This is a genomic window from Pelomicrobium sp. P1 (assembly GCF_052805615.1).
Window position 1 is genome coordinate 78,248 of record NZ_JBRBEM010000010.1, and the last position, 19,847, is coordinate 98,094.

At 66.5% G+C, this 19,847-nt stretch carries 16 protein-coding genes; 15 read left to right on the forward strand and 1 reads right to left on the reverse strand.

The window, feature by feature from the left end; genetic code table 11:
* Nucleotides 1-50 precede the first annotated feature (50 nt).
* The 14 genes from ntrB (at nucleotide 51) to ACUVYZ_RS11225 (ending at nucleotide 18,551) form a co-directional block, all read left to right on the forward strand.
* Complete coding sequence (gene ntrB / locus ACUVYZ_RS11160; RefSeq protein ID WP_439934529.1) at nucleotides 51-971, forward strand: nitrate ABC transporter permease; 921 nt, start codon at nucleotides 51-53, stop codon at nucleotides 969-971.
* Nucleotides 972-984: 13 nt separating this feature from the next.
* Entirely contained in the window at nucleotides 985-1,776 is a 792-nt protein-coding gene (locus ACUVYZ_RS11165; protein ID WP_439934530.1) for an ABC transporter ATP-binding protein, read from the forward strand.
* Between the two features lie 29 nt (nucleotides 1,777-1,805).
* On the forward strand, nucleotides 1,806-3,017 hold the full coding sequence (locus ACUVYZ_RS11170) for a nitrate/nitrite transporter (protein WP_439934531.1): 1,212 nt from the start codon (nucleotides 1,806-1,808) through the stop codon (nucleotides 3,015-3,017).
* 15 nt (nucleotides 3,018-3,032) lie between these two features.
* The gene (locus ACUVYZ_RS11175; protein ID WP_439934532.1) at nucleotides 3,033-4,790 is read left to right on the forward strand and encodes a bifunctional protein-serine/threonine kinase/phosphatase; all 1,758 of its coding nucleotides are present in this window, start codon (nucleotides 3,033-3,035) and stop codon (nucleotides 4,788-4,790) included.
* A 399-nt stretch (nucleotides 4,791-5,189) separates the two neighbouring features.
* The gene (gene nirB, locus ACUVYZ_RS11180) at nucleotides 5,190-7,607 is read left to right on the forward strand and encodes a nitrite reductase large subunit NirB (protein WP_439934593.1); all 2,418 of its coding nucleotides are present in this window, start codon (nucleotides 5,190-5,192) and stop codon (nucleotides 7,605-7,607) included.
* Nucleotides 7,608-7,642: 35 nt separating this feature from the next.
* The gene (gene nirD, locus ACUVYZ_RS11185; RefSeq protein ID WP_439934533.1) at nucleotides 7,643-8,014 is read left to right on the forward strand and encodes a nitrite reductase small subunit NirD; all 372 of its coding nucleotides are present in this window, start codon (nucleotides 7,643-7,645) and stop codon (nucleotides 8,012-8,014) included.
* Between the two features lie 26 nt (nucleotides 8,015-8,040).
* Nucleotides 8,041-10,752 carry a nitrate reductase gene (locus ACUVYZ_RS11190; RefSeq protein ID WP_439934534.1) on the forward strand — a complete coding sequence of 904 codons (2,712 nt, stop codon included), beginning with the start codon at nucleotides 8,041-8,043 and terminating at the stop codon, nucleotides 10,750-10,752.
* Between the two features lie 51 nt (nucleotides 10,753-10,803).
* Nucleotides 10,804-11,565: a uroporphyrinogen-III C-methyltransferase gene (cobA, locus tag ACUVYZ_RS11195; protein WP_439934535.1), complete on the forward strand. Its 762-nt coding sequence runs from the start codon at nucleotides 10,804-10,806 to the stop codon at nucleotides 11,563-11,565.
* A 322-nt stretch (nucleotides 11,566-11,887) separates the two neighbouring features.
* A complete protein-coding gene (gene atzF, locus ACUVYZ_RS11200) occupies nucleotides 11,888-13,345 on the forward strand; it encodes an allophanate hydrolase (RefSeq protein WP_439934536.1) in 1,458 nt (485 codons plus the stop codon).
* A gap of 60 nt (nucleotides 13,346-13,405) precedes the next feature.
* Nucleotides 13,406-14,224 carry an ABC transporter ATP-binding protein gene (locus ACUVYZ_RS11205; protein WP_439934537.1) on the forward strand — a complete coding sequence of 273 codons (819 nt, stop codon included), beginning with the start codon at nucleotides 13,406-13,408 and terminating at the stop codon, nucleotides 14,222-14,224.
* Complete coding sequence (locus ACUVYZ_RS11210; protein WP_439934538.1) at nucleotides 14,221-15,054, forward strand: ABC transporter permease; 834 nt, start codon at nucleotides 14,221-14,223, stop codon at nucleotides 15,052-15,054. Before ACUVYZ_RS11205 ends, ACUVYZ_RS11210 begins: the two co-directional genes overlap by 4 nt.
* Before the next feature lie 33 nt (nucleotides 15,055-15,087).
* Nucleotides 15,088-16,092, forward strand: a complete 1,005-nt coding sequence (locus ACUVYZ_RS11215) for an ABC transporter substrate-binding protein (RefSeq protein WP_439934539.1) — start codon at nucleotides 15,088-15,090, stop codon at nucleotides 16,090-16,092.
* A gap of 46 nt (nucleotides 16,093-16,138) precedes the next feature.
* Nucleotides 16,139-17,848, forward strand: a complete 1,710-nt coding sequence (locus ACUVYZ_RS11220; RefSeq protein ID WP_439934540.1) for a carbon-nitrogen hydrolase family protein — start codon at nucleotides 16,139-16,141, stop codon at nucleotides 17,846-17,848.
* 19 nt (nucleotides 17,849-17,867) lie between these two features.
* Nucleotides 17,868-18,551, forward strand: a complete 684-nt coding sequence (locus tag ACUVYZ_RS11225) for a GntR family transcriptional regulator (protein ID WP_439934541.1) — start codon at nucleotides 17,868-17,870, stop codon at nucleotides 18,549-18,551.
* Between the two features lie 21 nt (nucleotides 18,552-18,572).
* Here ACUVYZ_RS11225 and ACUVYZ_RS11230 read toward each other — a convergent pair whose 3' ends face one another.
* The gene (locus ACUVYZ_RS11230; RefSeq protein ID WP_439934542.1) at nucleotides 18,573-18,887 is read right to left on the reverse strand and encodes a hypothetical protein; all 315 of its coding nucleotides are present in this window, start codon (nucleotides 18,885-18,887) and stop codon (nucleotides 18,573-18,575) included.
* 191 nt (nucleotides 18,888-19,078) lie between these two features.
* On the opposite strand from ACUVYZ_RS11230, the gene ACUVYZ_RS11235 reads away from it, so the two are divergent.
* Entirely contained in the window at nucleotides 19,079-19,837 is a 759-nt protein-coding gene (locus tag ACUVYZ_RS11235) for a competence/damage-inducible protein A (RefSeq protein WP_439934543.1), read from the forward strand.
* Nucleotides 19,838-19,847: the final 10 nt, after the last annotated feature.

Below are 19,847 nucleotides of genomic sequence, written 5' to 3' on the forward strand. Positions count from 1 at the left end.
TTCGGGCCGATGCACCCGCGGCTGCGGCCGATCAAACCGGAGAGCTCACCATGACCGCAAAACCTGTCAACCTGGCAATGGTCGTGCGCGAGGAACGACGGGCGGAGACGCGAGACCCGACGCCGCGATCGCGCGGCGCACCGCGCGTGGCGCCCGCCAGCGTGGGGCGCAAGCCCGAGTCTCGGCTGGCTGCAAAGACGGCCGCGGCTCTGACTTCCATGTCCCTGGCGGGACTGACTTTCCTCATCGTGCTGGGGGCTTGGGCCTTCATGCAGGAGCACATCGCTACCGAGCTTCCCACGCCGGGCCAGACCTGGGATCGGGCCGTCGAGCTGCTTGCCAATCCGTTCTATGACAACGGACCCAATGACAAGGGAATTGGCTGGCAGCTTGCCTATTCGCTGGCGCGGGTCGGGGCGGGGTTCGGCCTCGCGGCGCTCGTGGGGATTCCGGTCGGCTTCCTCATGGGCATGAGCGTTACCTTCCACCGGGCGTGGCAGCCGCTCATCCAGGTGCTGCGGCCGGTGAGCCCCCTGGCGTGGCTGCCCATCGGGCTGCTTCTATTCAAGGCGGTGAACCCGTCGGCGGTGTTCGTCATCTTCATCACCAGCATCTGGCCCATGATCATCAATACGGCGGCGGGGGTGCGGGCGGTGCCGAAGGATTATCTCAACGTCGCGGCCGTGCTCAAGCTGGGGCCGCTGGAGATCGCGCGCAAGGTGATGCTGCCGGCAGCGCTCCCTTACGTGATAACCGGCATGCGTCTGTCCCTCGGCATCGCGTGGATGGTGATCGTCGCTGCCGAGATGCTGACCGGCGGAATCGGCATCGGCTTCTTCGTCTGGGATGAGTGGAACAACCTCTCCGTGCCCAGCATCATCGTCGCCATCGTCTTGATCGGCGCTGTCGGAATCGTGCTGGAAGCGGTGATGAACGCGCTCTCGCGCCGCTTCGACTACAACGCCCGCTGAAGGAGTGCGCACCGTGTCTTCCTATCTCCAGCTCGAGCGGGTCGGCATGACCTTCCACACGCCTACGGGCGCATATTGCGCCGTGGAGAACGTGGATCTGGCCGTGGACAGGGGCGCTTTTGTTTCCATCATCGGCCATTCCGGGTGCGGCAAGACCACGGTGCTCAACATCGTGGCAGGCCTTCTTGAGGCGACCGAGGGCATCGTGCTTTTGGACGGGCGCGAGGTGCGCGGCCCCGGCCCCGACCGGGCCGTGGTGTTCCAGAACCACTCCCTGCTGCCGTGGCTGACGGTGTACGAGAACGTGCGGCTGGCGGTGGACAAGGTGTTCCGCGACCGCAAGACTCGCGCCGAGCGCCACGAGTGGACGCTTTACAACTTGGAGCTCACCCACATGGCGGCCGCCAAGGACAAGCGTCCTTCGGAGATCTCCGGCGGCATGAAGCAGCGCGTCGGAATCGCGCGGGCGCTTGCCATGGAGCCCAAAGTGCTGCTGATGGATGAGCCCTTCGGCGCGCTGGATGCCCTGACGCGGGCCCACTTGCAAGACTCGGTGATGGAAATCCATGCCCGGCTCGGCAACACCGTGCTCATGATCACCCACGACGTGGACGAGGCGGTGCTTCTGTCGGATGCCATCGTGCTAATGACCAACGGACCCGCCGCGACGGTGGGAGAAGTGGTGCCGGTGGACTTGGCGCGTCCCCGGGACCGGGTGGCCCTGACGGCCGAGGCGCGCTACCACCAGTTGCGGGGCCGTGTGCTTGAGTTCTTGTACCGGCGCCAGATGCGCCCGGCGGCTTAACATCCCTGGATCGAAAGGAATCGAATCAAATGAAGGCAGGCTTCTGGAAGTCGGGCCACGCGCCCACGCTGCTGGCGGCGTTTCTTTACTTCGATTTAAGCTTCATGGTGTGGGTGATTCTGGGTCCGCTGGCGGTGCAGATCGCGGCGGACCTGGGGCTCACCGCGAGCCAGAAGGGACTCCTGGTGGCAACTCCCGTGCTCGCTGGCGCGTTGCTGCGCATCGTCATGGGGGTGCTGGTGGATCACTTGAAGCCCAAACGCGCCGGTGTGGTCGGACAGGTCGTGGTGATGGCCGCCCTCGCGGTGGCATGGCTGTGGGGCATTCACACGTTCCAGCAGGCGCTGCTCCTGGGCGCGTTCCTGGGGGTCGCGGGCGCCTCCTTTGCGGTGGCGCTGCCGCTTGCTTCCCGTTGGTATCCTCCCGAGCACCAGGGAACCGCCCTGGGCATCGCGGGCGCCGGCAACTCCGGCACGGTGCTGGCAGCGCTCTTCGCCCCCGGGCTCGCCCAGGCGTTCGGGTGGAACAACGTCTTCGGTCTGGCCTTGATCCCGCTCGGCATCGCGCTTGTGATCTATCTGGCGCTCGCCAAGGACAGCCCGGAATGCCCGGCGCCCAAGCCGCTTGCCGAGTACTTGCGCGTGCTTAAAGATCGGGACGCCTGGTGGTTCATGTTCTTCTACAGCGTCACTTTCGGCGGCTTCGTCGGTCTGGCCTCGTCGCTGACCATCTATTTCAATGACCAGTACGGTCTTGACGCCGTGTCGGCCGGCTATTTCACCGCCGCGTGCGTGTTCGCCGGCTCCTTGGTGCGTCCTGTGGGCGGGGCGATGGCGGACCGCTTGGGCGGAATCCGGTCGCTGCTCGCCATGTATACGCTGGCCTCGCTTCTGATCGGGCTGGCGGCCACCGGCTTGGGCCAGGCATGGATGGCGCTTTCGGTGTTCGTCGCGGCGATGCTGTGCCTCGGCATGGGCAACGGTGCCGTGTTCCAGCTGGTGCCCCAGCGGTTTCGGAAGGAGATCGGCGTCATGACGGGGCTGGTGGGCATGGCGGGCGGGCTGGGCGGCTTCTTTCTCGCCTCCAGCCTGGGCTACTCGAAAGAGCTGACCGGAGACTATCAGCTGGGGCTGCTTGTCTTTGCGGGACTGGGATTGCTGGCGCTCGCGGGGCTCTACGGGGTGAGGACCCGCTGGCGCACCACTTGGGGCGCGCCTCACATGACCGCCGCCAGGGTTTGAGCGTTTTCACCTTCCATGGTCAGCGCTGCGTCCGAATCCATCCGCCAAGCCGCGCCGCCCGGGCAGAGCGCGGCCGCGCGGCTCGAGGTGGAATTCGGCCACGCGACCGAGGCGGGCCGGCGCAGCCGCAACGAGGACTGCTTCGGCGTCGTCACCCCCGAGGACGAGCAACGCTGGTCCAAGGGCCTCGCCTTCGCCGTGGCCGATGGCGTGGGCGGCAACGGCGGCGGCCGCGAGGCGGCCGAGTGTACCGTGCGCGGGGTTCTCTCAGACTACTACGCCACCCCCGAGACCTGGAACGTTCCCTACGCCCTGGACAAGGTGCTGGCGGCCATCAACCGGTGGTTGCTCGCCCAGGCGGCTGTCCATCGGGAACTCCAGGGCATGGCGAGCACCCTGAGCCTGCTGGTGCTGCGGGGCCATCGCTACTGGGTCGCCCACGTGGGCGACACCCGCATCTATTGCCTGCGCAAGCACTCCCTGGAGCGGCTCACGAACGATCACGTGTGGGAGCGGCCGGACCTGCGCCACGTGCTGCGGCGGGCGGTGGGGCTCGACCAGCACCTGGCGGTGGACTACAGCGAGGGAGAGCTCGCGGCCGGGGACGTGTTCCTGCTCGCTAGCGATGGCGTCTGGGAGCCGCTGGGTGAGCGGCGCATCCACGAGATCCTGCGCCTCTACGAGGCGCCCCGGCGCGCCGCCGAGACCCTGGTGCGGGAGGCGCTCGCCCGGGGCGGCCACGACAACGCCACTGCCCTGGTGGTGCGGGTGAGGGAAGTGCCACCCCGGGAATGGCGGGATCTTGCGGACCTGGGTCGCCAGCTTCCCCTGCCGCCGCGGCTGAGGCCCGGGCAGCGCATCGACGATTTCGTGGTGGAGGCGCTACTGCACGAATCCCGGGCGACGCTGCTTTACCAGGTGCGGCACGGGGAAAGCGGCCAGGCCCTGGTGCTGAAAACTCTGCAGCCCGCCTTGCGGGACGACCGGGAAAGCCTGGAGGCGCTTCTGTCCGAAGAATGGCTCGCTGGGCGGGTGCTGGCCCATTACTTTCCGCAGGTCGTTCCGCTGCCTCCGGGCTCGCGCCGCTTTCTCTATTACGTGATGACCTATCACCCGGGAGCCACGCTGCAGCAGCACCTGGACCGGGGCAGGCACTTCAGCGTGGCGGAGGCGGTTTCTATCGGCATCCGTCTGGGCAAGGCCTTGGGCCACCTGCACCGCATGCGGGTGCTGCACCGGGACCTGAAGCCCGCCAACGTCCACCTGGGGGCCGACGGCCGGCTGCGGGTGCTAGACCTGGGGGTGGCGCTCCACGCCGGGGAAACGGCCGGGGCTTCCCCGGCAAACCCCGGCACCCCCAGCTACATGGCGCCGGAGCGCGTCGCCGGAGAACCCGCCAGCGTGCAATCGGATCTCTATGCCGCCGGGGTGAGCCTTTACCACCTACTCACCCGCCGTTATCCCTACGGCGAGATCGAGCCGTTCCAACGCCCGCGCTTCGGCGATCCAGTTCCCCCGTCCCGCTACCGGCCGGATATCCCCACCTGGTTCGAGGACGTGATCCTGAAAGCGGTGGCTCGGGACCCGCGGCACAGGTTCGAGACGGCGGAGGAGATGGTGCTGGCCCTGGAACGGGGAGACCAGCGGCCAATCGGGGTGCGGCGCGCGACCCCCCTGGTGGAACGCGATCCCCTGGTGCTGTGGCAATGGGCGGCCCTCGCTTCTTTGGCGGTGAACCTGATCCTGATCTACTTGCTCATGGCGGGGGCTTGAGCGGCACCATAGGCGTGCATCGCCGGCCAGAGCGCACCGCTCCGGTGCACTGAGCCGGAGCGACCCCAGGGGTGCGGAGGCGCAAGATCCGATCCCCGTGGGAGAAAAACCGTCTCCGGCCCTTTCCCGGCGCCTGGCACAGCAGTTGCTAAACAGGGAGTGAAGCGGGGGAGCGCGAAGGGTTCCCCCACGGGCTTCCGGCCAACGGCGGCCGAGCGATCAGACCCCAGCCCGATCGGCTAAGGGACGGAAGTTCTCGAGGACAAAGGCGTCCACGACCGTCGGACGGGCGGTTTCCGAGGTCTTGGGCGCTTTTTCGTTCATGGCCGGCATGGGATGAATCGCCTGAAGAAGGAGGGTGCGGTGATCAGACCGAGACTCGTGGTGGTGGGCAACGGCATGGCCGGGGTGCGGACCCTGGAGGAGCTGCTCAAGCTCGCCCCCGATTTGTACGACATTACCGTATTCGGCGCGGAAGCCTATCCCAACTACAATCGCATTCTGCTCTCGCCGGTGCTGGCGGGGGAGCAGACCCTCCAGGACATCATCCTAAACGATCTGGATTGGTACGTTCAGCACGGGATCCATCTCCACCTCGGCAAAAGGGTCGTGAAGATCGACCGGGTGAAAAGGGTGGTGGAGGCCGAGGATGGCACCCAGGCGCCCTACGACCGGCTACTGCTCGCCACTGGCTCCAACCCGGTGATCCTGCCCATTCCCGGCAACGACCTGGATGGGGTCATCACCTACCGGGACGTGGAGGACACCCACGCCATGATCGAGGCAGCGGCCAGACATCGCCATGCGGTCGTGATCGGCGGGGGGCTGCTGGGACTGGAGGCGGCCAACGGGCTCAAGCTCCGGGGCATGGACGTGACCGTGGTCCATCTCATGGAGTGGCTGATGGAACGGCAGCTCGACCCCACGGCGGCGGGACTGTTGCAGAAATCGCTGGAGGCACGGGGCCTCAAGTTCCGGCTGAAGACCCAGACCAAGGAAATCGTCGGCGGCGAAGACGGGCGGGTGAAAGCGGTGCGTTTCGCCGACGGCACCGAGCTTCCGGCGGAGCTGGTGGTGATGGCGGTGGGTATCCGCCCCAACACGGCGCTAGCTGAGGCGGCGGGGCTGCATTGCCACCGGGGGATTGTGGTGAACGATACCATGCAAACGTTCGATCCGCGCATCTACGCGGTGGGCGAGTGCGTGAGCCACCGGGGCGTCACCTATGGACTGGTGGCGCCCCTGTTCGAGCAGGCGCGGGTGTGCGCCAACCACCTGGCCATGATGGGCATCGGCCGCTACGAGGGCTCGGTCACCTCCACCAAGCTCAAGGTGACCGGCATCGACGTGTTCTCCGCGGGCGATTTCATGGGCGATGAGGGCTCGGAAGAGATCGTGCTCTCCGACCCGGTGGGAGGCGTGTACAAGAAGCTGGTGATTCGGGACAACGTGCTGGTGGGCAGCGTGCTCTACGGCGACACGGTGGACGGCGCCTGGTATTTCCAGTTGCTGCGCGACCGCCAGAACATCGCCGAAATCCGCGATCACCTGATGTTCGGCCAGACCCACCTGGGCAACGCTGGCCACCAGGGCCAGAACAAGGCCGCCGCCATGGCCGACGACATGGAGGTCTGCGGCTGCAACGGCGTGTGCAAGGGCGCCATCGTGAAGGCCATCAAAGAGAAAGGGCTGTTCACCCTGGAGGACGTGCGCAGGCACACCAAGGCCTCTTCCTCCTGCGGCTCGTGCACCGGGCTGGTGGAACAGATCCTCGCCTCCACCATCGGCGGCGCCTACGCGCCCCAGCCCACGGCGAAGCCCCTGTGCGGCTGCACCGATCTCACCCACGAGGAAGTGCGCAAGGCCATCCGGGAGGAGAAGCTGCTCTCCATCCCCGAGACCATGGAGTTCCTCAATTGGCGTACCCCCAACGGTTGCGCCACCTGCCGTCCGGCGCTCAACTATTATTTGATCTCCACCTGGCCCCACGAAGCCCGGGACGATCCCCAGTCCCGTTTCATCAACGAGCGGGCCCACGCCAACATCCAGAAGGACGGCACGTATTCGGTCGTGCCGCGCATCTACGGGGGGGTGACTTCGCCTCAGCAGTTGCGCCGCATCGCCGACGTGGCCGAGAAGTACCGGATCCCCACGGTCAAGATCACCGGCGGCCAGCGCATCGACCTCCTGGGGGTGAAGAAGGAGGACCTGCCCAAGGTATGGGCGGACCTGGGTATGCCCTCCGGCTACGCCTACGGGAAGGCGCTGCGCACGGTGAAGACTTGCGTCGGGAGCGAATGGTGCCGCTTCGGCGTGCAGGATTCCACCCGCATGGGCATCGAGCTGGAGAAGGCGTTCGAGCGCATGTGGGCGCCCCACAAGGTGAAGATGGCGGTCTCCGGCTGTCCGCGCAACTGCGCCGAGTCCACCATCAAGGACGTGGGCGTGATCGGCGTGGATTCCGGCTGGGAGATCTATGTGGCCGGCAACGGCGGCATCAAGGCCGAGGTGGCCCAGTTCCTGGTGAAGGTGAAAACCCACGAGGAAGTGCTCGAGTACTGCGGCGCCTTTCTCCAGCTCTACCGGGAGGAAGCCCGCTATCTGGACCGCACGGTGCACTGGGTGAGCCGAGTGGGGCTCGATTACGTGAAGTCCCGCATCGTGGACGACCCCCAGGGGCGGCGCGCCCTGTACGAGCGGCTGCTCTACGCGCTGCAGGGCGAGAAAGATCCCTGGCAAGCGTGCGTGCAAGGGGCCGCCGCCCAGGAGTTCCAGCCGGTGCGCATCGTGCCGCGGCGCGAAGCAGCGGAAGCGTAAGCGGGTCTTGTCGATCGAGCGGGGGATGCGTGGGAATGGATGCAGCAGCGATGGAAATGGAAGAGGCCGCGGCGAAGGCGGATCGGTGGATACCGGTTTGTGCCTTGGACGACGTACCGCGCCTGGGCGCCCGGGTGGTGGAAACCTCGGAGGGGAACATCGCCGTGTTCCGCACCGCCGCCGACGAGGTCTTCGCCCTCCTGGACCGCTGCCCCCACAAGGGCGGCCCCCTGTCCCAAGGGATCGTGTTCGGCCGCAAGGTGGCCTGCCCCCTCCACGGCTGGAACGTCTGCCTGGACACGGGGGAGGCGGTGGCTCCGGACGAGGGTTGCGCGCCGGTCTACCCGGTGAAGGTGGAAGAGGGGGTGATTTTTCTCCAGCTTTGCGATTCCGCGGCTCCGCGATGAGCGCCGATCGCCCCGGGTGAACGTCCATGCCCCACGTCAAATCCACCTGCTGCTACTGCGGCGTCGGCTGCGGGGTCGTGATCGAAACGGAGGGCGGGCGCATCATGGGCGTCGCCGGCGATCCGGATCATCCGGCCAACTTCGGCCGCCTGTGCAGCAAGGGCTCGACGTTGCACTTGACCGCCGGAGCAGACGGCCGGGCCCTGTACCCGGAGCTGCGGCGAAACCGCGATGAGCCGCGCCGCCGCGCGGGATGGGACGAGGCCCTGGACTACCTGGCCGAGCGCTTTGCCCGCATCGTGCTGGAGCACGGGCCGGACGCCGTGGGCTTATACATCTCGGGCCAGCTCCTCACCGAGGACTACTATGTCTTCAACAAGCTGGCGAAGGGGCTGATCGGCACCAACAACATCGATACCAACTCGCGCCTGTGCATGTCCTCGGCCGTGGCCGGGTACAAGGCGACCCTCGGCGCCGACAGCGTGCCCACCTGCTACGCCGACATCGAACACGCCCATTGCTTTTTCATCGCCGGCTCCAATACCGCTTACGCCCACCCGGTCCTGTTCCGGCGCATCGAGGAGGCGCGCCGCGCGAACCCCGCGGTGAAAATGATCGTGGTGGATCCCCGCCGCACCGACACCGCGGCGGCGGCGGATCTGCACCTTCCCATCCTGCCGGGTACCGACGTGGCGCTGTTCAACGGTATGTTGCACGTCATGGTGTGGGAAGGGCGGCTCGACACCGCCTTCATCGAAGCCCATACCACGAGTTTCGACGCCCTCAAAGACGCGGTGCGGGAATATACGCCCAAGACGGTGGCGAGCCTCTGCGGCGTGCCGGCGGAGGACATCGTGCAAGCGGCGCGCTGGTTCGCAGACTCACCCGCCACGCTCTCGCTTTATTGCCAGGGCCTGAACCAGTCGAGCCATGGCACCGATAAGAACGCAGCCCTCATCAACCTGCACCTTGCCACCGGACAGATCGGCCGGCCGGGTGCCGGTCCCTTTTCCCTCACCGGGCAGCCCAACGCCATGGGCGGGCGGGAGGTGGGCGGCATGGCGAATCTCCTCTCCGGCCACCGGGACCTGGCCAACCCGGCGCATCGCGCGGAAGTGGCGCGGCTGTGGGGCGTCGCCGAGGTGCCTGCCACACCGGGCAAGACGGCGGTGGAGATGTTCGAAGCGGCTCGCGCGGGCGAGATCAAAGTGTTGTGGATCGCGTGCACGAATCCGGCCCAATCCATGCCCGACCAGGCGCTGGTGCGCGCTGCCCTGGAGAAGGCGGAGCTGGTGGTGGTGCAGGAAGCGTACCGGGACACCGAGACCGCGGCCTATGCCGATGTGCTGCTGCCGGCCGCCACTTGGGGCGAGAAGGAAGGCACCGTCACCAATTCGGAGCGGCGCATCTCCCGGGTACGGGCCGCCGTGCCGCCGCCCGGCGAGGCGCGTCCCGATTGGGTGATCGCGGTGGATTTCGCCCGTCGCCTGGAGTGGCGCTTGCGCTTCGGCAACCGGGGAGAGCGCTTTTCCACCCTCTTTCCTTACCGCGCGCCGGAAGAGGTGTTCAACGAGCACCGGGAGACCACCCGGGGCCGGGATCTGGACATCACGGGCTTGAGCTACGCGCTGCTCGACGCCCTGGGACCCCAGCAGTGGCCGTTTCCTGCCGGAGCAGCCCGCGGCGCCGAGCGGCTCTACGCCGATGGCGTGTTTCCCACCGCCGACGGTCGCGCCCGGTTCGTGGCGACGCGCTATCGGACCCCCGCGGAATCGCCTGACGCGCGCTACCCGTTCCGCCTCAACACCGGCCGGCTGCGGGACCAGTGGCACGGGATGAGCCGCACGGGGCGGGTGGCGAGGCTGTTCAATCACGAAGAGGAACCGCTGCTGGCGATGAACCCGGAAGACATGGCGCGGCGCGGGCTGCGCGACGGCGATCTCGCGCGGGTGGCGAGCCGTCGTGGGGCGATCGTGGTACGCGTCAAGGCTTCCGAGGAGCAGCGTCCGGGCCAGGTGTTCCTGCCCATGCACTGGGGTTCCCGCTTTATGGCGGGCCACGGCACCAACGCCCTCACCGTGAGCGTTTTCGATCCCACGTCCAAGCAGCCGGAACTGAAGCACGCCGCGGTGCGGGTGGAGAAGGCGGCGCTGCCCTGGGAGCTGGTGGCCATGGCGGTGGGCGAGACACAGGCGCGCTTGACGCGCCTTCAGCCCCTCCTCGAGCGCTTCGACTGCGCGAGCTGCGGGCTGTTCGGGCATGACGTCGATTGCGTCATCCTGCGGGCCGCCAGCGCCTCGGCCGCGGACGGGGAACTGGTTGCCGAGATCGATCGTATTTTCGGCCTCGAATCCGAGGCCGGCGTGATGAGCTACGTGGACGCCCGGCGGGGGGTCGCCAAGCGGGTGCGAATCGCTGGCGGACGTCTGGCGGCGGCGCGCTTCACCGGCGAGACGGCCGCCCTGGCGTGGCTCAAGGACTGGATGACCCGGGGGGTGCCGGTGGAGGAGCTGCGCCGCTGGCTACTGGCCCCCGTGCCGGTGGCGCCGGCGGGCTTTTCCCCGCGCGGGCGCGTGGTGTGCAACTGCCTGAACGTTCCGGAGCGGGAGATCGCCGCCGCCATCGACGCCGGCGCCAACCTGCAAACGTTGCAGCAGACGCTTCAGTGCGGCACCCAGTGCGGCTCCTGCGTGCCGGAGTTGAGGCGCATGCTGGCTTCTCGCCGGCAGGCGGCGTAGCACGGAAGAATCGAACGCTATCCGATAACGGGCGGTGTCAGGCGAGCGGCCATGAACGCAAAACGTGGCAAGGTGTACCTCATCGGCGCAGGCCCCGGCGACGTGGAGCTCCTGACCCTCAAGGCGGTCCGGGCGCTGGGCGAGGCCCAGGTCATCCTGATGGACAAGCTGGTGAATCCCGAAGCGCTCCGGTTCGCCAAGCGAGACGCCCGGGTCATCCCCGTCGGCAAGCGGGGCGGTTGCCGCTCTACCCCGCAGGCGCTCATCGAACGGCTGATGGTGCGCTACGCCCGGCGCGGCTGGGTGGTGGCCCGGCTCAAGGGAGGCGACCCCTTCGTCTTCGGCCGCGGCGGCGAGGAGCTCGAAACCCTGGCCCGGGCGGGCGTCGAGGTGGAGGTGGTGAACGGCGTCACCGCCGGCATCGCCGCCCCAGCGGCGCTGGGCATCCCGGTGACTCACCGGGATTTCGCCCACGGCGTCACCCTGGTCACGGGACACGCCCGGGACGGGGCGGAGCCCGATTGGGAGGCCCTCGCGCGCTGCGGCACCACGCTGGTGATCTACATGGGCGTGGCGCGGCTTGCCTCGATCACCCAGGCGTTGCTGGAAGGCGGGCTCGCGCCGGAGACTCCGGCCGCGGCGATCCAGTCGGCCACCCTTCCCGGAGAGCGGGCGGTGGCGAGCACCCTCTCCCGCATCGCCGCCGACGCGCGGGCGGCGGGCATCGCCGCGCCGGCCATCGTGGTGATCGGGCGGGTGGCGGCGCTGGCGAGGCTTCCGGCGGACGCTCCACTGCTCCAGGCGGTGGCGTGAAACTACGCCGGTACCGGATGCTGGCCTAGAAGGGCGGAGCTGGCTCACCGGTCCTTCAGCCTGGAGGACTACTCCGGCAAATCCGGATCGTCGCGTGCAGACGCTCCCCACGAGAGCGGTGGCGCGGCGTCAGGGATCAGCACCCGTGATTCGCGGTATGGCGAAGTGGGCGGGTCCGGCACCAACGCGGTGCGCCATGCACGAACACGGTGCCTGCCCCGCCCAACCCTTTTCCGTAACGCGTTGACATAACAATCAAACTGTTCCGTGTAGGCGGTGGCACATCGTTTGCTTAAACTTTGGTACACCTACTGGTATACAAGTGAGTATCCCGATTGCCACAAGCCATCGCGGCAGCCTCCAGGGCCTGAGCTTCGACTTGGCGAGCCTTCAGGCCGCTTTTCGCGACGGGATTCTACGGCCGACTAAGCTGGTGCGGGAGATCTACCGCCGGCAGCGCTCGCTTGACGCGACCGGCCGCGCTCGCGGCGTGTGGATCACCCTGATGGACGAAGAGGAGGCGATTGCTCAAGCGCAGGCCATCGAGGCCCGTGGCGCCGGAGCGTCCCGGCAGCCCCCCCTTTACGGCATTCCTTTCGCGGTCAAGGACAACATCGACTGCGAGGGGCTTGCGACTACCGCCGCCTGTCCCGAATTCGCGTACAAGGCTTCCGCCGATGCCGCCGTCGTTGCACGCCTCAAGGCCGCGGGGGCGATTCTCGTCGGCAAGACCAATCTCGACCAGTTCGCGACCGGGCTGGTAGGAGTCCGCTCTCCTTACGGGATATGCGCGAACCCGTTCGATCCGCGGTATATCCCCGGAGGCTCCAGCTCGGGCTCGGCGGTAGCGGTGGCGCTGGGACTCGTAAGCTTTGCCTTGGGTACCGATACCGCGGGCTCGGGTCGGGTGCCGGCGGCCTTTAACAACGTAGTGGGCCTGAAGCCCACCCGCGGGCGGGTGAGCACCCGCGGTGTAGTGCCGGCGTGCCGCTCTCTCGACTGCGTGTCGATCTTTGCCCTCACCTGCGCCGACGCGTGGCGCGTCTTCCGGGTGGCGGAAGGGTTTGATCCGGCAGATCCCTTCTCCCGGGAGTGGCCGCAGGAGAGCGGGCCGGCGGCCTGCCCGGCCCCGTTCCGCTTCGGCGTGCCGCAGCCCGACCAGCAAGAGTTCTTTGGCGACGAAGGCTACCGCAGGCTCTTCGACCGCGCTCTTCAGCGACTCGTCGCCCTGGGCGGCGTTGCGGTGGAGATCGACTTCGCCCCCCTGCGCGAAGCGGCCGAGCTGCTCTATGGCGGCCCGTGGGTTGCGGAACGCTTGGCCGCCCTCGGCCCGTTCTACGCAGTTCACTCCGGTGCGTTGCACCCGGTACTGAAGGCGATCCTGGACCAGGCGGGCCGCTTCAACGCCATGGATGTCTTCCGCGCGTTCTACCGGCTCGAGGAGATCCGGCGCATTGTCGCCGCGATGTGGTCCACCATCGATGTCCTGGTTACACCGACGGCGCCCACCATCTACAAAATCGAAGACGTCATGGCCGAGCCGGTGCTGACCAACGACAAGCTCGGCACCTACACCAACTTCGTCAATCTGCTGGACCTGGCCGCGATCGCGGTGCCAGCCGGGTTTCGCGACGATGGGCTTCCGTTCGGAGTGACGTTGATCTCGCCTGCGTGGCGGGACGAAGCCCTGTGCGCCCTGGGCTCGCGGTTGCATCGCGCCACCGATGTGCCCCTGGGAGCGACCGGGCACACGCTGTCAGTGGCCGCAGAGAAGCGGTAGCCGATGGCTGCCGGCGAGGCAGTTTCGATGGTTCTATCAAATCGCCAGAAGGTAACGCCCATGAGAGTCACGCCCGAAGATCCGGCCCTGCGGCCGCGGCCCGCCGGCTTCCGGCGGCCTGCGCCGGATACCCACATCACGCTGCGCAACGTGACCAAGCGTTTCGCCGGCAGCCCGCTGTACCACGATTTCGACCTGGACATCCCGAAGCGGAAAATCACGTGCGTCTTCGGACCCAACGGGTGCGGCAAGTCCACCCTCATCAACCTGATCTCCGGGTTGGTGCCGTTGGATTCCGGCAGCGTGCTGTTCGACGGCAAGACGCTGCGGGAGACCACCATCGGCTACGTGTTTCAGAATTACCGGGATGCCCTTTTTCCCTGGCTGCGGGCGCGGGACAACATCGTCTATCCCCTCAAGATCCGGGGGCTCGGCAAGGCGGAACGGGAGCGCAGGGTGGACGAGCTGTTGGCCTCGTTCGACGTCAAGTTCGACCTCCATCGCTACCCCTACGAGCTCTCCGGCGGCCAGCAGCAATTGATCTCCATCATGCGGGCGCTGGCGCCCCATCCGGAAGTGCTGTTCCTGGACGAGCCGTTCTCGGCGCTGGATTACGAAATGACCCTCTTCATGCGGGACAAGCTGCAGGAAGTGTTCCAGGCCACGGGCACCACCATGGTGGTGGTGTCCCACGACCTGGAAGAGGCCGTCTACCTGGCCGACCAGGTCCTGCTTCTCACCCGGCGCCCGACGCGGGTGGCGGCGGTGGTGGACTTCACCGTCCCCCGCCCGCGGGACGCTCGCACTCTGTCCTGCGACGAGTTCATCCGGGTCAAGGCCCGCTGCCTCGAGATCTTCCAGCAGGAGGTGCGCCGATGAAAAGGCTCGCTGTTTTGCCTTTGCGGGCGCTTCTGATCGCGGGCGACGACGTCGCCCGGCCGCTGCCGTCCCTCGCCCTGCTGCGGCGCGTCGGCCACGGGCTGATCGGTCCGGCCGCCCTGATCCTGCTGTGGTGGGCCGCCACCGCCCTGGAGCTGGTCACCCACAAACTCCTGCCCAGCCCCTGGGGCACCTTCGGCACCCTGTTCGAGAGCCTGTGGAGCGGCACCATGCCGGGCGACTTCGCCGCCACGCTCCGGCGCACGCTGACCGCGTTCGCCGCCGCGCTGGTGGCCGGGGTGCCGGTCGGCATCGTGCTCGGCGCCAGCCAGAAGGTGTACCGATCGATCGAGTTCCTGGTCGACTTCTTCCGCTCCACGCCGGCCACCGCCATGTTTCCCCTGTTCCTGGTGATCTTCGGCATCGGCGACTTCTCGAAGATCGCCGTAGCCGCTTTCGCCGCATGGCTGGTGGTGGTGTTCAACGTGGCCTACGGCGTGATGAACGCACGTCAGACCCGCATTCTGGCGGCGAAAGTGATGGGGGCGTCCCGCTGGCGCACGTTCCGGGACGTCATGTTCTTCGAATCGTTGTCTCAGACCTTCGTGGGCCTGCGCATGGCGGTATCCATTGCCCTCGTCGTCATCATCGTGGCCGAGATGTTCATCGGCTCCAGCAACGGCATGGGCCACCGCGTCATTGACGCCCAGCAGGTGTTCGACCTGCAACAGATGTACGCCTCCATCATCGCCACGGGGATCATGGGCTACGGCTTCAACCTGTTCTTTCTCGGCATCGAAAAATGGCTGGTGCACTGGTCGGGCAAATAGGAAGTCGGAGGTTTCTTGGAAAGGAGAAGTGTCATGAAGAGGTTGCTTGCAAGCTTGCTCCTCGGCCTGTCCCTCGCCGCCGCTCCGGCGTGGGCGCAGAAGAAGGAAAAAGTGGTGGCCTCCTGGCTGCCCATCATGCAGACCATGGCGTTTTACGTGGCGTTGGAAGAGAAGTTGTTCGAAAAGGCGGGCATCGAAGTGGAGGCGGTCAAGTTCCAGAATCCGAACCAGATCATCGAGTCGCTGGTGTCGGGGCAGGCGGACTTCGGTCCGCCCGGCGCCGCGGCCGGCATCACGGTGCTGGCGGAGTCGCGCTACCCGGGAACGTTCAAGGTGTTCGGCCTGCAGGGCGGTAGCATCAAGGCCGGCTTCATCAACGACGGGCTTATCGTCAGGCTGAACTCGCCCATTCAGTCCTTCAAGGATCTGAAGGGCAAGACGGCCGGCACCGTTCCCGGCATCCAATGGAAGACCATCTTCCGCTATATCCTGCGCCAGAACGGCCTCGATCCGGACAAGGACGTGCGGCTCACCGAGATTGCCGTGCCTCTGCAGGTTCCGTCGGTGGTGGCCGGGACGGTGGACGCGACCCTTTCCCTGGAGCCGGTGGGTTCCATTGCGGAGGCCTCGAAGCAAGCCAGGCGGGCCATCACCAATCCGGTGGCGATGCACATTGCCGATCCGTTCTACTCGGGCGCCGCAGTGCTGAGCACCAAGTTCCTCAAGGAGCGTCCGGAAGTGGCGAAGAAGGTGGTGGAGATCCTGGATCAGGCCACGAAAATGGCCAACGAGAGCTTCGACAAGTACCGCCCCATCATTCCCAAGTACACCGCCATTAAGCCGGATCAGGTGCAGCACGTGGCTCAGCCCTACCTGCGCGGCTTCAAGGACCTGAACGAGACGGACCTCAACTCCTATCAAGCGTTCGTCGACGTGTTCTGGAAGGAAGGTGTGCTCAAGGAACGCATGGACGTGCGCAAACTCATTCTCAAGCCGTCCGATCTCGGCATTCAGGTGGGGGCGGCGAGCGGAAAATGAGCGGGCGGCGCAATACTCTCGATTTTTGACCGGCGAAGGAACGACGATGACCGTGAAGACTTACCGCGCTGCTGTGGTACAAACGCTGGCGGTCCTGGGAGACCTGGACGAAAATATTCGATTGCTTCGCCTCTACACCGCCGAGGCGGTGCGCCAGGGCGCGAAGCTGGTGGTGTTCCCCGAGTGCATGAATACCGGCTATTTGTTCGACTCGCCCGAGCACTGCCGCAGCCTCGCCGAGCCCGTCACCGGGCGCTACGTCCAGGCGATGGCGGAGCTGGCGCGCGAATACGGCCTCCATATCGCCAGCGGCTTCACCGAGTTCGACCCAATCACCGGCAAGGTTTACAACTCGGGCCTATTGCTGGACCCGCGCGGGGACTTGGTCGTGCACTATCAAAAGCAGTTCCTCGCCACCCACGACCAGAACTGGTTCGAGGTGGGGGCCAAGGGCTGCCCGGTGGCGGACACCGAGCTGGGGCGCGTGGGGCTCCTCATCTGCTTCGACGGGCGCATTCCCGAGATCGCCCGCTGCCTCGCGCTGCAGGGCGCCGAGGTGATCGTCGACATGGCCAACTTTTTCGCCATGGACCAGGCGGAGATGTGGGTGCCGGCGCGGGCCTACGAGAACGGGGTGTGGCTCGTTGCGGCCACCAAGGCCGGGGTCGAGCGCTCCATCTACTATCCCGGAGGCAGCCTGATCGTGGCGCCCGACGGCGAGATTAAGGCGCGCATGCCCTACGACGTGCACGGAGTGGCGAGCGCGGAGATCGACCCGGCCGCGGCGCGGGAAAAGCGCTGGCACGTTACCGGAGACCGCTTCGCCGACCGGCGGCCCGAAGTCTACGGGATTCTAGGCCAACCCTTCGCCGAGACGCCGCTGGCGGGCGAGCTCGAACGGGCACTGGTGCCGGAACAGGCGCTGGCCATGGTGGCGGCGGTCCAGGCCCACGCGACGCCCGCTGAAGGCAGCCTGGAATCCGCCTTGGAAATGGTGGACCATGCAGCCAAGCTGGGCGTGAAGGTGGCGGTGTTGCCCCAGTTCTTCGGCTCCTCCACCTGGCTTCCCGAGGCCGGTAAAACCCGGGAGGATGCGGCCCGGGCGCCCGGGCTCATCGACCGGGCGAGCGCCATCGCGAGGAAGTACGGTTTTCTGATCGTGATGCCCATCCTGGAATCGGAAGGGGGAAAGATTTATTCCAGCGCGGTGATGGTGGGACCCGACGGCGGAGTGCTGGGAAGACAGCGACAGGTCCACGTGGAACCGGAAACGAGAGCCTGGTGCGCCGCAGGCGACGGCTTCCAGGTGTTCGATACTCCGTTCGGCCGGCTCGGCGTGCTCTTGGGCTACGACGGCATGTTTCCCGAATCGGCACGGGTGTTGGCGCTGCTCGGCGCCGACTTGATTGCCTGGGCCAGCGCCTGGCGCCACCCTTACGATCGTTCTTTGCTTGCGGTGCCCAAGGCGGAGGACAATCGCGTTTACGTGGTGTGCGCGAACCGCACCGATTCCCCTTGCCCGGGCGGCTCCCTGGTGATTCCGCCCAACGGCTTTCCGCAGTGGGACCTGAACGCCGCTGCTCCCGTGGTGAGGCGGCACGGCGCGGTGATGCCCGCCCACGCCAACCTTGCCCTGGCGCGCCAGAAGCTTATGATTCCCAGGGTGGACATGGTCCGCAACCGGCTTACCACTACCTATGGGCCGATTCTTTCTTCGCGGGCACCAAGCTCGGGTGAGCGCGTCGCCGCCGCCTGACCCGGGAAAGAACAGCCCAATGGAAAAAGCGCCCGGCGTCAGCCTCCCCGAACTGGTCTACGCCCAGATCAAGGGGAGCATTTTTGATTTCCGCCTCTTGCCCGGCGAGCGCTTCACCGAAACTCAGGTCGCGGAGCAGCTCGGCGTATCCCGCACGCCGGTGCGTGAGGCCCTGTTTCGCCTGGAGCGGGAGGGCTATTTGCAGGTGAGCGCCCGCAACGGCTGGAGCGTGCGGCCGTTCGATTTCAAGCAGTTCGAGGATTTGTATGACGTACGGGTGATTCTGGAGGAGGCGGCGGTACGCCGTCTATGCGCCGCCGGTCAGATGCCCGATCTTTCGGCTCTCAAGGAAGTCTGGCTGGTGCCGCAGACGGAGCGGCTGGAGGACGAAAGGGAAGTCGCCCGGCTCGATGAGGCGTTCCACCAGGGATTGGTGCGGGCGACGGGAAACAAGGAGCTCGCCCGCATGCATCTGGAAATCACGGAACGCATCCGCATCATCCGCCGGCTCGACTTCACCCGCGCGGAGCGAATCGCTCTCACTTACCAGGAGCACGCCAAGATCTTGCGGGCGGTTCTGCAACGCAAAGTGGATCACGCATGCTTGCTGCTGCGCTCCCATATCGAGACCAGCAAAGCGGAAGTGCGCAAGATCACTCTGCACATGCTGCACGAGGCGCGCGAGCGCCATCGAAACCCTTAATCCGTTTCGAAAGCCTTTAGGTCAGGCGGCTCCACTGAACCGGGCGCCAGGCGACTTGCGGGGGGTGGGGCGCTCCGCTCGGGCCGGGGTGCCCGCGGTTTTGGCGGACTTGAGGAGCCGCTCCCGGCCGACCTGGGCCGCCCGGCAGGGGTCCCGGCGGGCCAGCTCCGCGAGCCGCACCGCTTCGTCGAAGGTTTCGAAGAAAACCTCGATCCGATACAAAGCACGGGCCACCCCCGCCCAGAATTGGGGGCGGTTTTTCAGGGTGAGCAGGGCACCGTAGACGACCGCCACCAGGGCGAGGAGTTGCCCGATGCCGAACACTGCGGTGATCATGATGAAATCCTCCGAGACGATAAAGACGTTTACATTCCTATTATACTGCATTGCAGCAAAACGTCCAATCCAGGAGATTCGCCTTTACCAACGAGGATTATTTTTAAATCAATGAGAAAATATAAGTAAGTGCTCGCTAATAAGGTATACAGAAGATTTCCTATTGCAACGCAAAAAACATCGGCACGGCTATGCCAAACGCCACGCCCGGTATCGGCGCCCTGATCGTCGGGGACGAAATCCTCCGGGGCAAACGCCAGGATAAGCACATGGCCAAGGCGATCCAGATTCTGGCGGCCCGAGGTCTGGCCCTGGCCTGGTGCCATTACGTGGGGGATGACCCGGCGCGCCTCACCCATGCCCTGAAAGTCTCCTTCGCCACGGGGGACATCGTGTTCAGCTTCGGTGGCATCGGCGCCACCCCCGACGATCTCACCCGCCAGTGCGCGGCCGCCGCCGCAGGACGACCCCTGGTCCGGCATCCGGAGGCCCTGGCCATCCTCCTGGAGAAGTTTGGCGAAGAGGCGTACCCGAAGCGGGTGCTCATGGCCGACTTCCCGGCCGGCGCCGAGATCGTACCGAACCCCTACAACCGGATTCCCGGGTTCAGCCTGGGCCACCACTATTTCCTCCCCGGATTCCCGGAAATGGCCTGGCCCATGATGGAATGGGTGCTGGACACCCAGTACCGGCACCTGTTCCACCCCGAGCCGCAGGCGGATGCGTCGTTGCTGGTCTATGAAGCGCCGGAAAGCCAGCTCATCGATCTGATGCGCGAAGTGGGCGCGGAATATCCCCGGGTCAAGGTCTATAGCCTCCCCGGCTTCACCGCCGAGGGACGGCGGGTGGAGCTGGGGGTGCGGGGCCCCGCGGAGGAGGTCGCCCAGGCCATCGAGGCCCTGCGCCGGGGCGTGAACGCTCTGGGCTTCCGCTGGAAGAACGCGCCGTGACGCCCCAGGT

Coding starts and splice junctions, on each gene's coding strand:
- ACUVYZ_RS11175 (WP_439934532.1), top strand. CDS start 3,033: ATGGTCAGCGCTGCGTCCGAATCCATCCGCCAAGCCGCGCCGCCCGGG.
- ntrB (WP_439934529.1), top strand. CDS start 51: ATGACCGCAAAACCTGTCAACCTGGCAATGGTCGTGCGCGAGGAACGA.
- ACUVYZ_RS11235 (WP_439934543.1), top strand. CDS start 19,079: ATGCCAAACGCCACGCCCGGTATCGGCGCCCTGATCGTCGGGGACGAA.
- ACUVYZ_RS11190 (WP_439934534.1), top strand. CDS start 8,041: ATGCCCCACGTCAAATCCACCTGCTGCTACTGCGGCGTCGGCTGCGGG.
- nirD (WP_439934533.1), top strand. CDS start 7,643: ATGGATGCAGCAGCGATGGAAATGGAAGAGGCCGCGGCGAAGGCGGAT.
- ACUVYZ_RS11220 (WP_439934540.1), top strand. CDS start 16,139: ATGACCGTGAAGACTTACCGCGCTGCTGTGGTACAAACGCTGGCGGTC.
- nirB (WP_439934593.1), top strand. CDS start 5,190: ATGGCCGGGGTGCGGACCCTGGAGGAGCTGCTCAAGCTCGCCCCCGAT.
- ACUVYZ_RS11215 (WP_439934539.1), top strand. CDS start 15,088: ATGAAGAGGTTGCTTGCAAGCTTGCTCCTCGGCCTGTCCCTCGCCGCC.
- ACUVYZ_RS11210 (WP_439934538.1), top strand. CDS start 14,221: ATGAAAAGGCTCGCTGTTTTGCCTTTGCGGGCGCTTCTGATCGCGGGC.
- ACUVYZ_RS11225 (WP_439934541.1), top strand. CDS start 17,868: ATGGAAAAAGCGCCCGGCGTCAGCCTCCCCGAACTGGTCTACGCCCAG.
- ACUVYZ_RS11205 (WP_439934537.1), top strand. CDS start 13,406: ATGAGAGTCACGCCCGAAGATCCGGCCCTGCGGCCGCGGCCCGCCGGC.
- ACUVYZ_RS11170 (WP_439934531.1), top strand. CDS start 1,806: ATGAAGGCAGGCTTCTGGAAGTCGGGCCACGCGCCCACGCTGCTGGCG.
- ACUVYZ_RS11230 (WP_439934542.1), bottom strand. CDS start 18,887: ATGATCACCGCAGTGTTCGGCATCGGGCAACTCCTCGCCCTGGTGGCG.
- cobA (WP_439934535.1), top strand. CDS start 10,804: ATGAACGCAAAACGTGGCAAGGTGTACCTCATCGGCGCAGGCCCCGGC.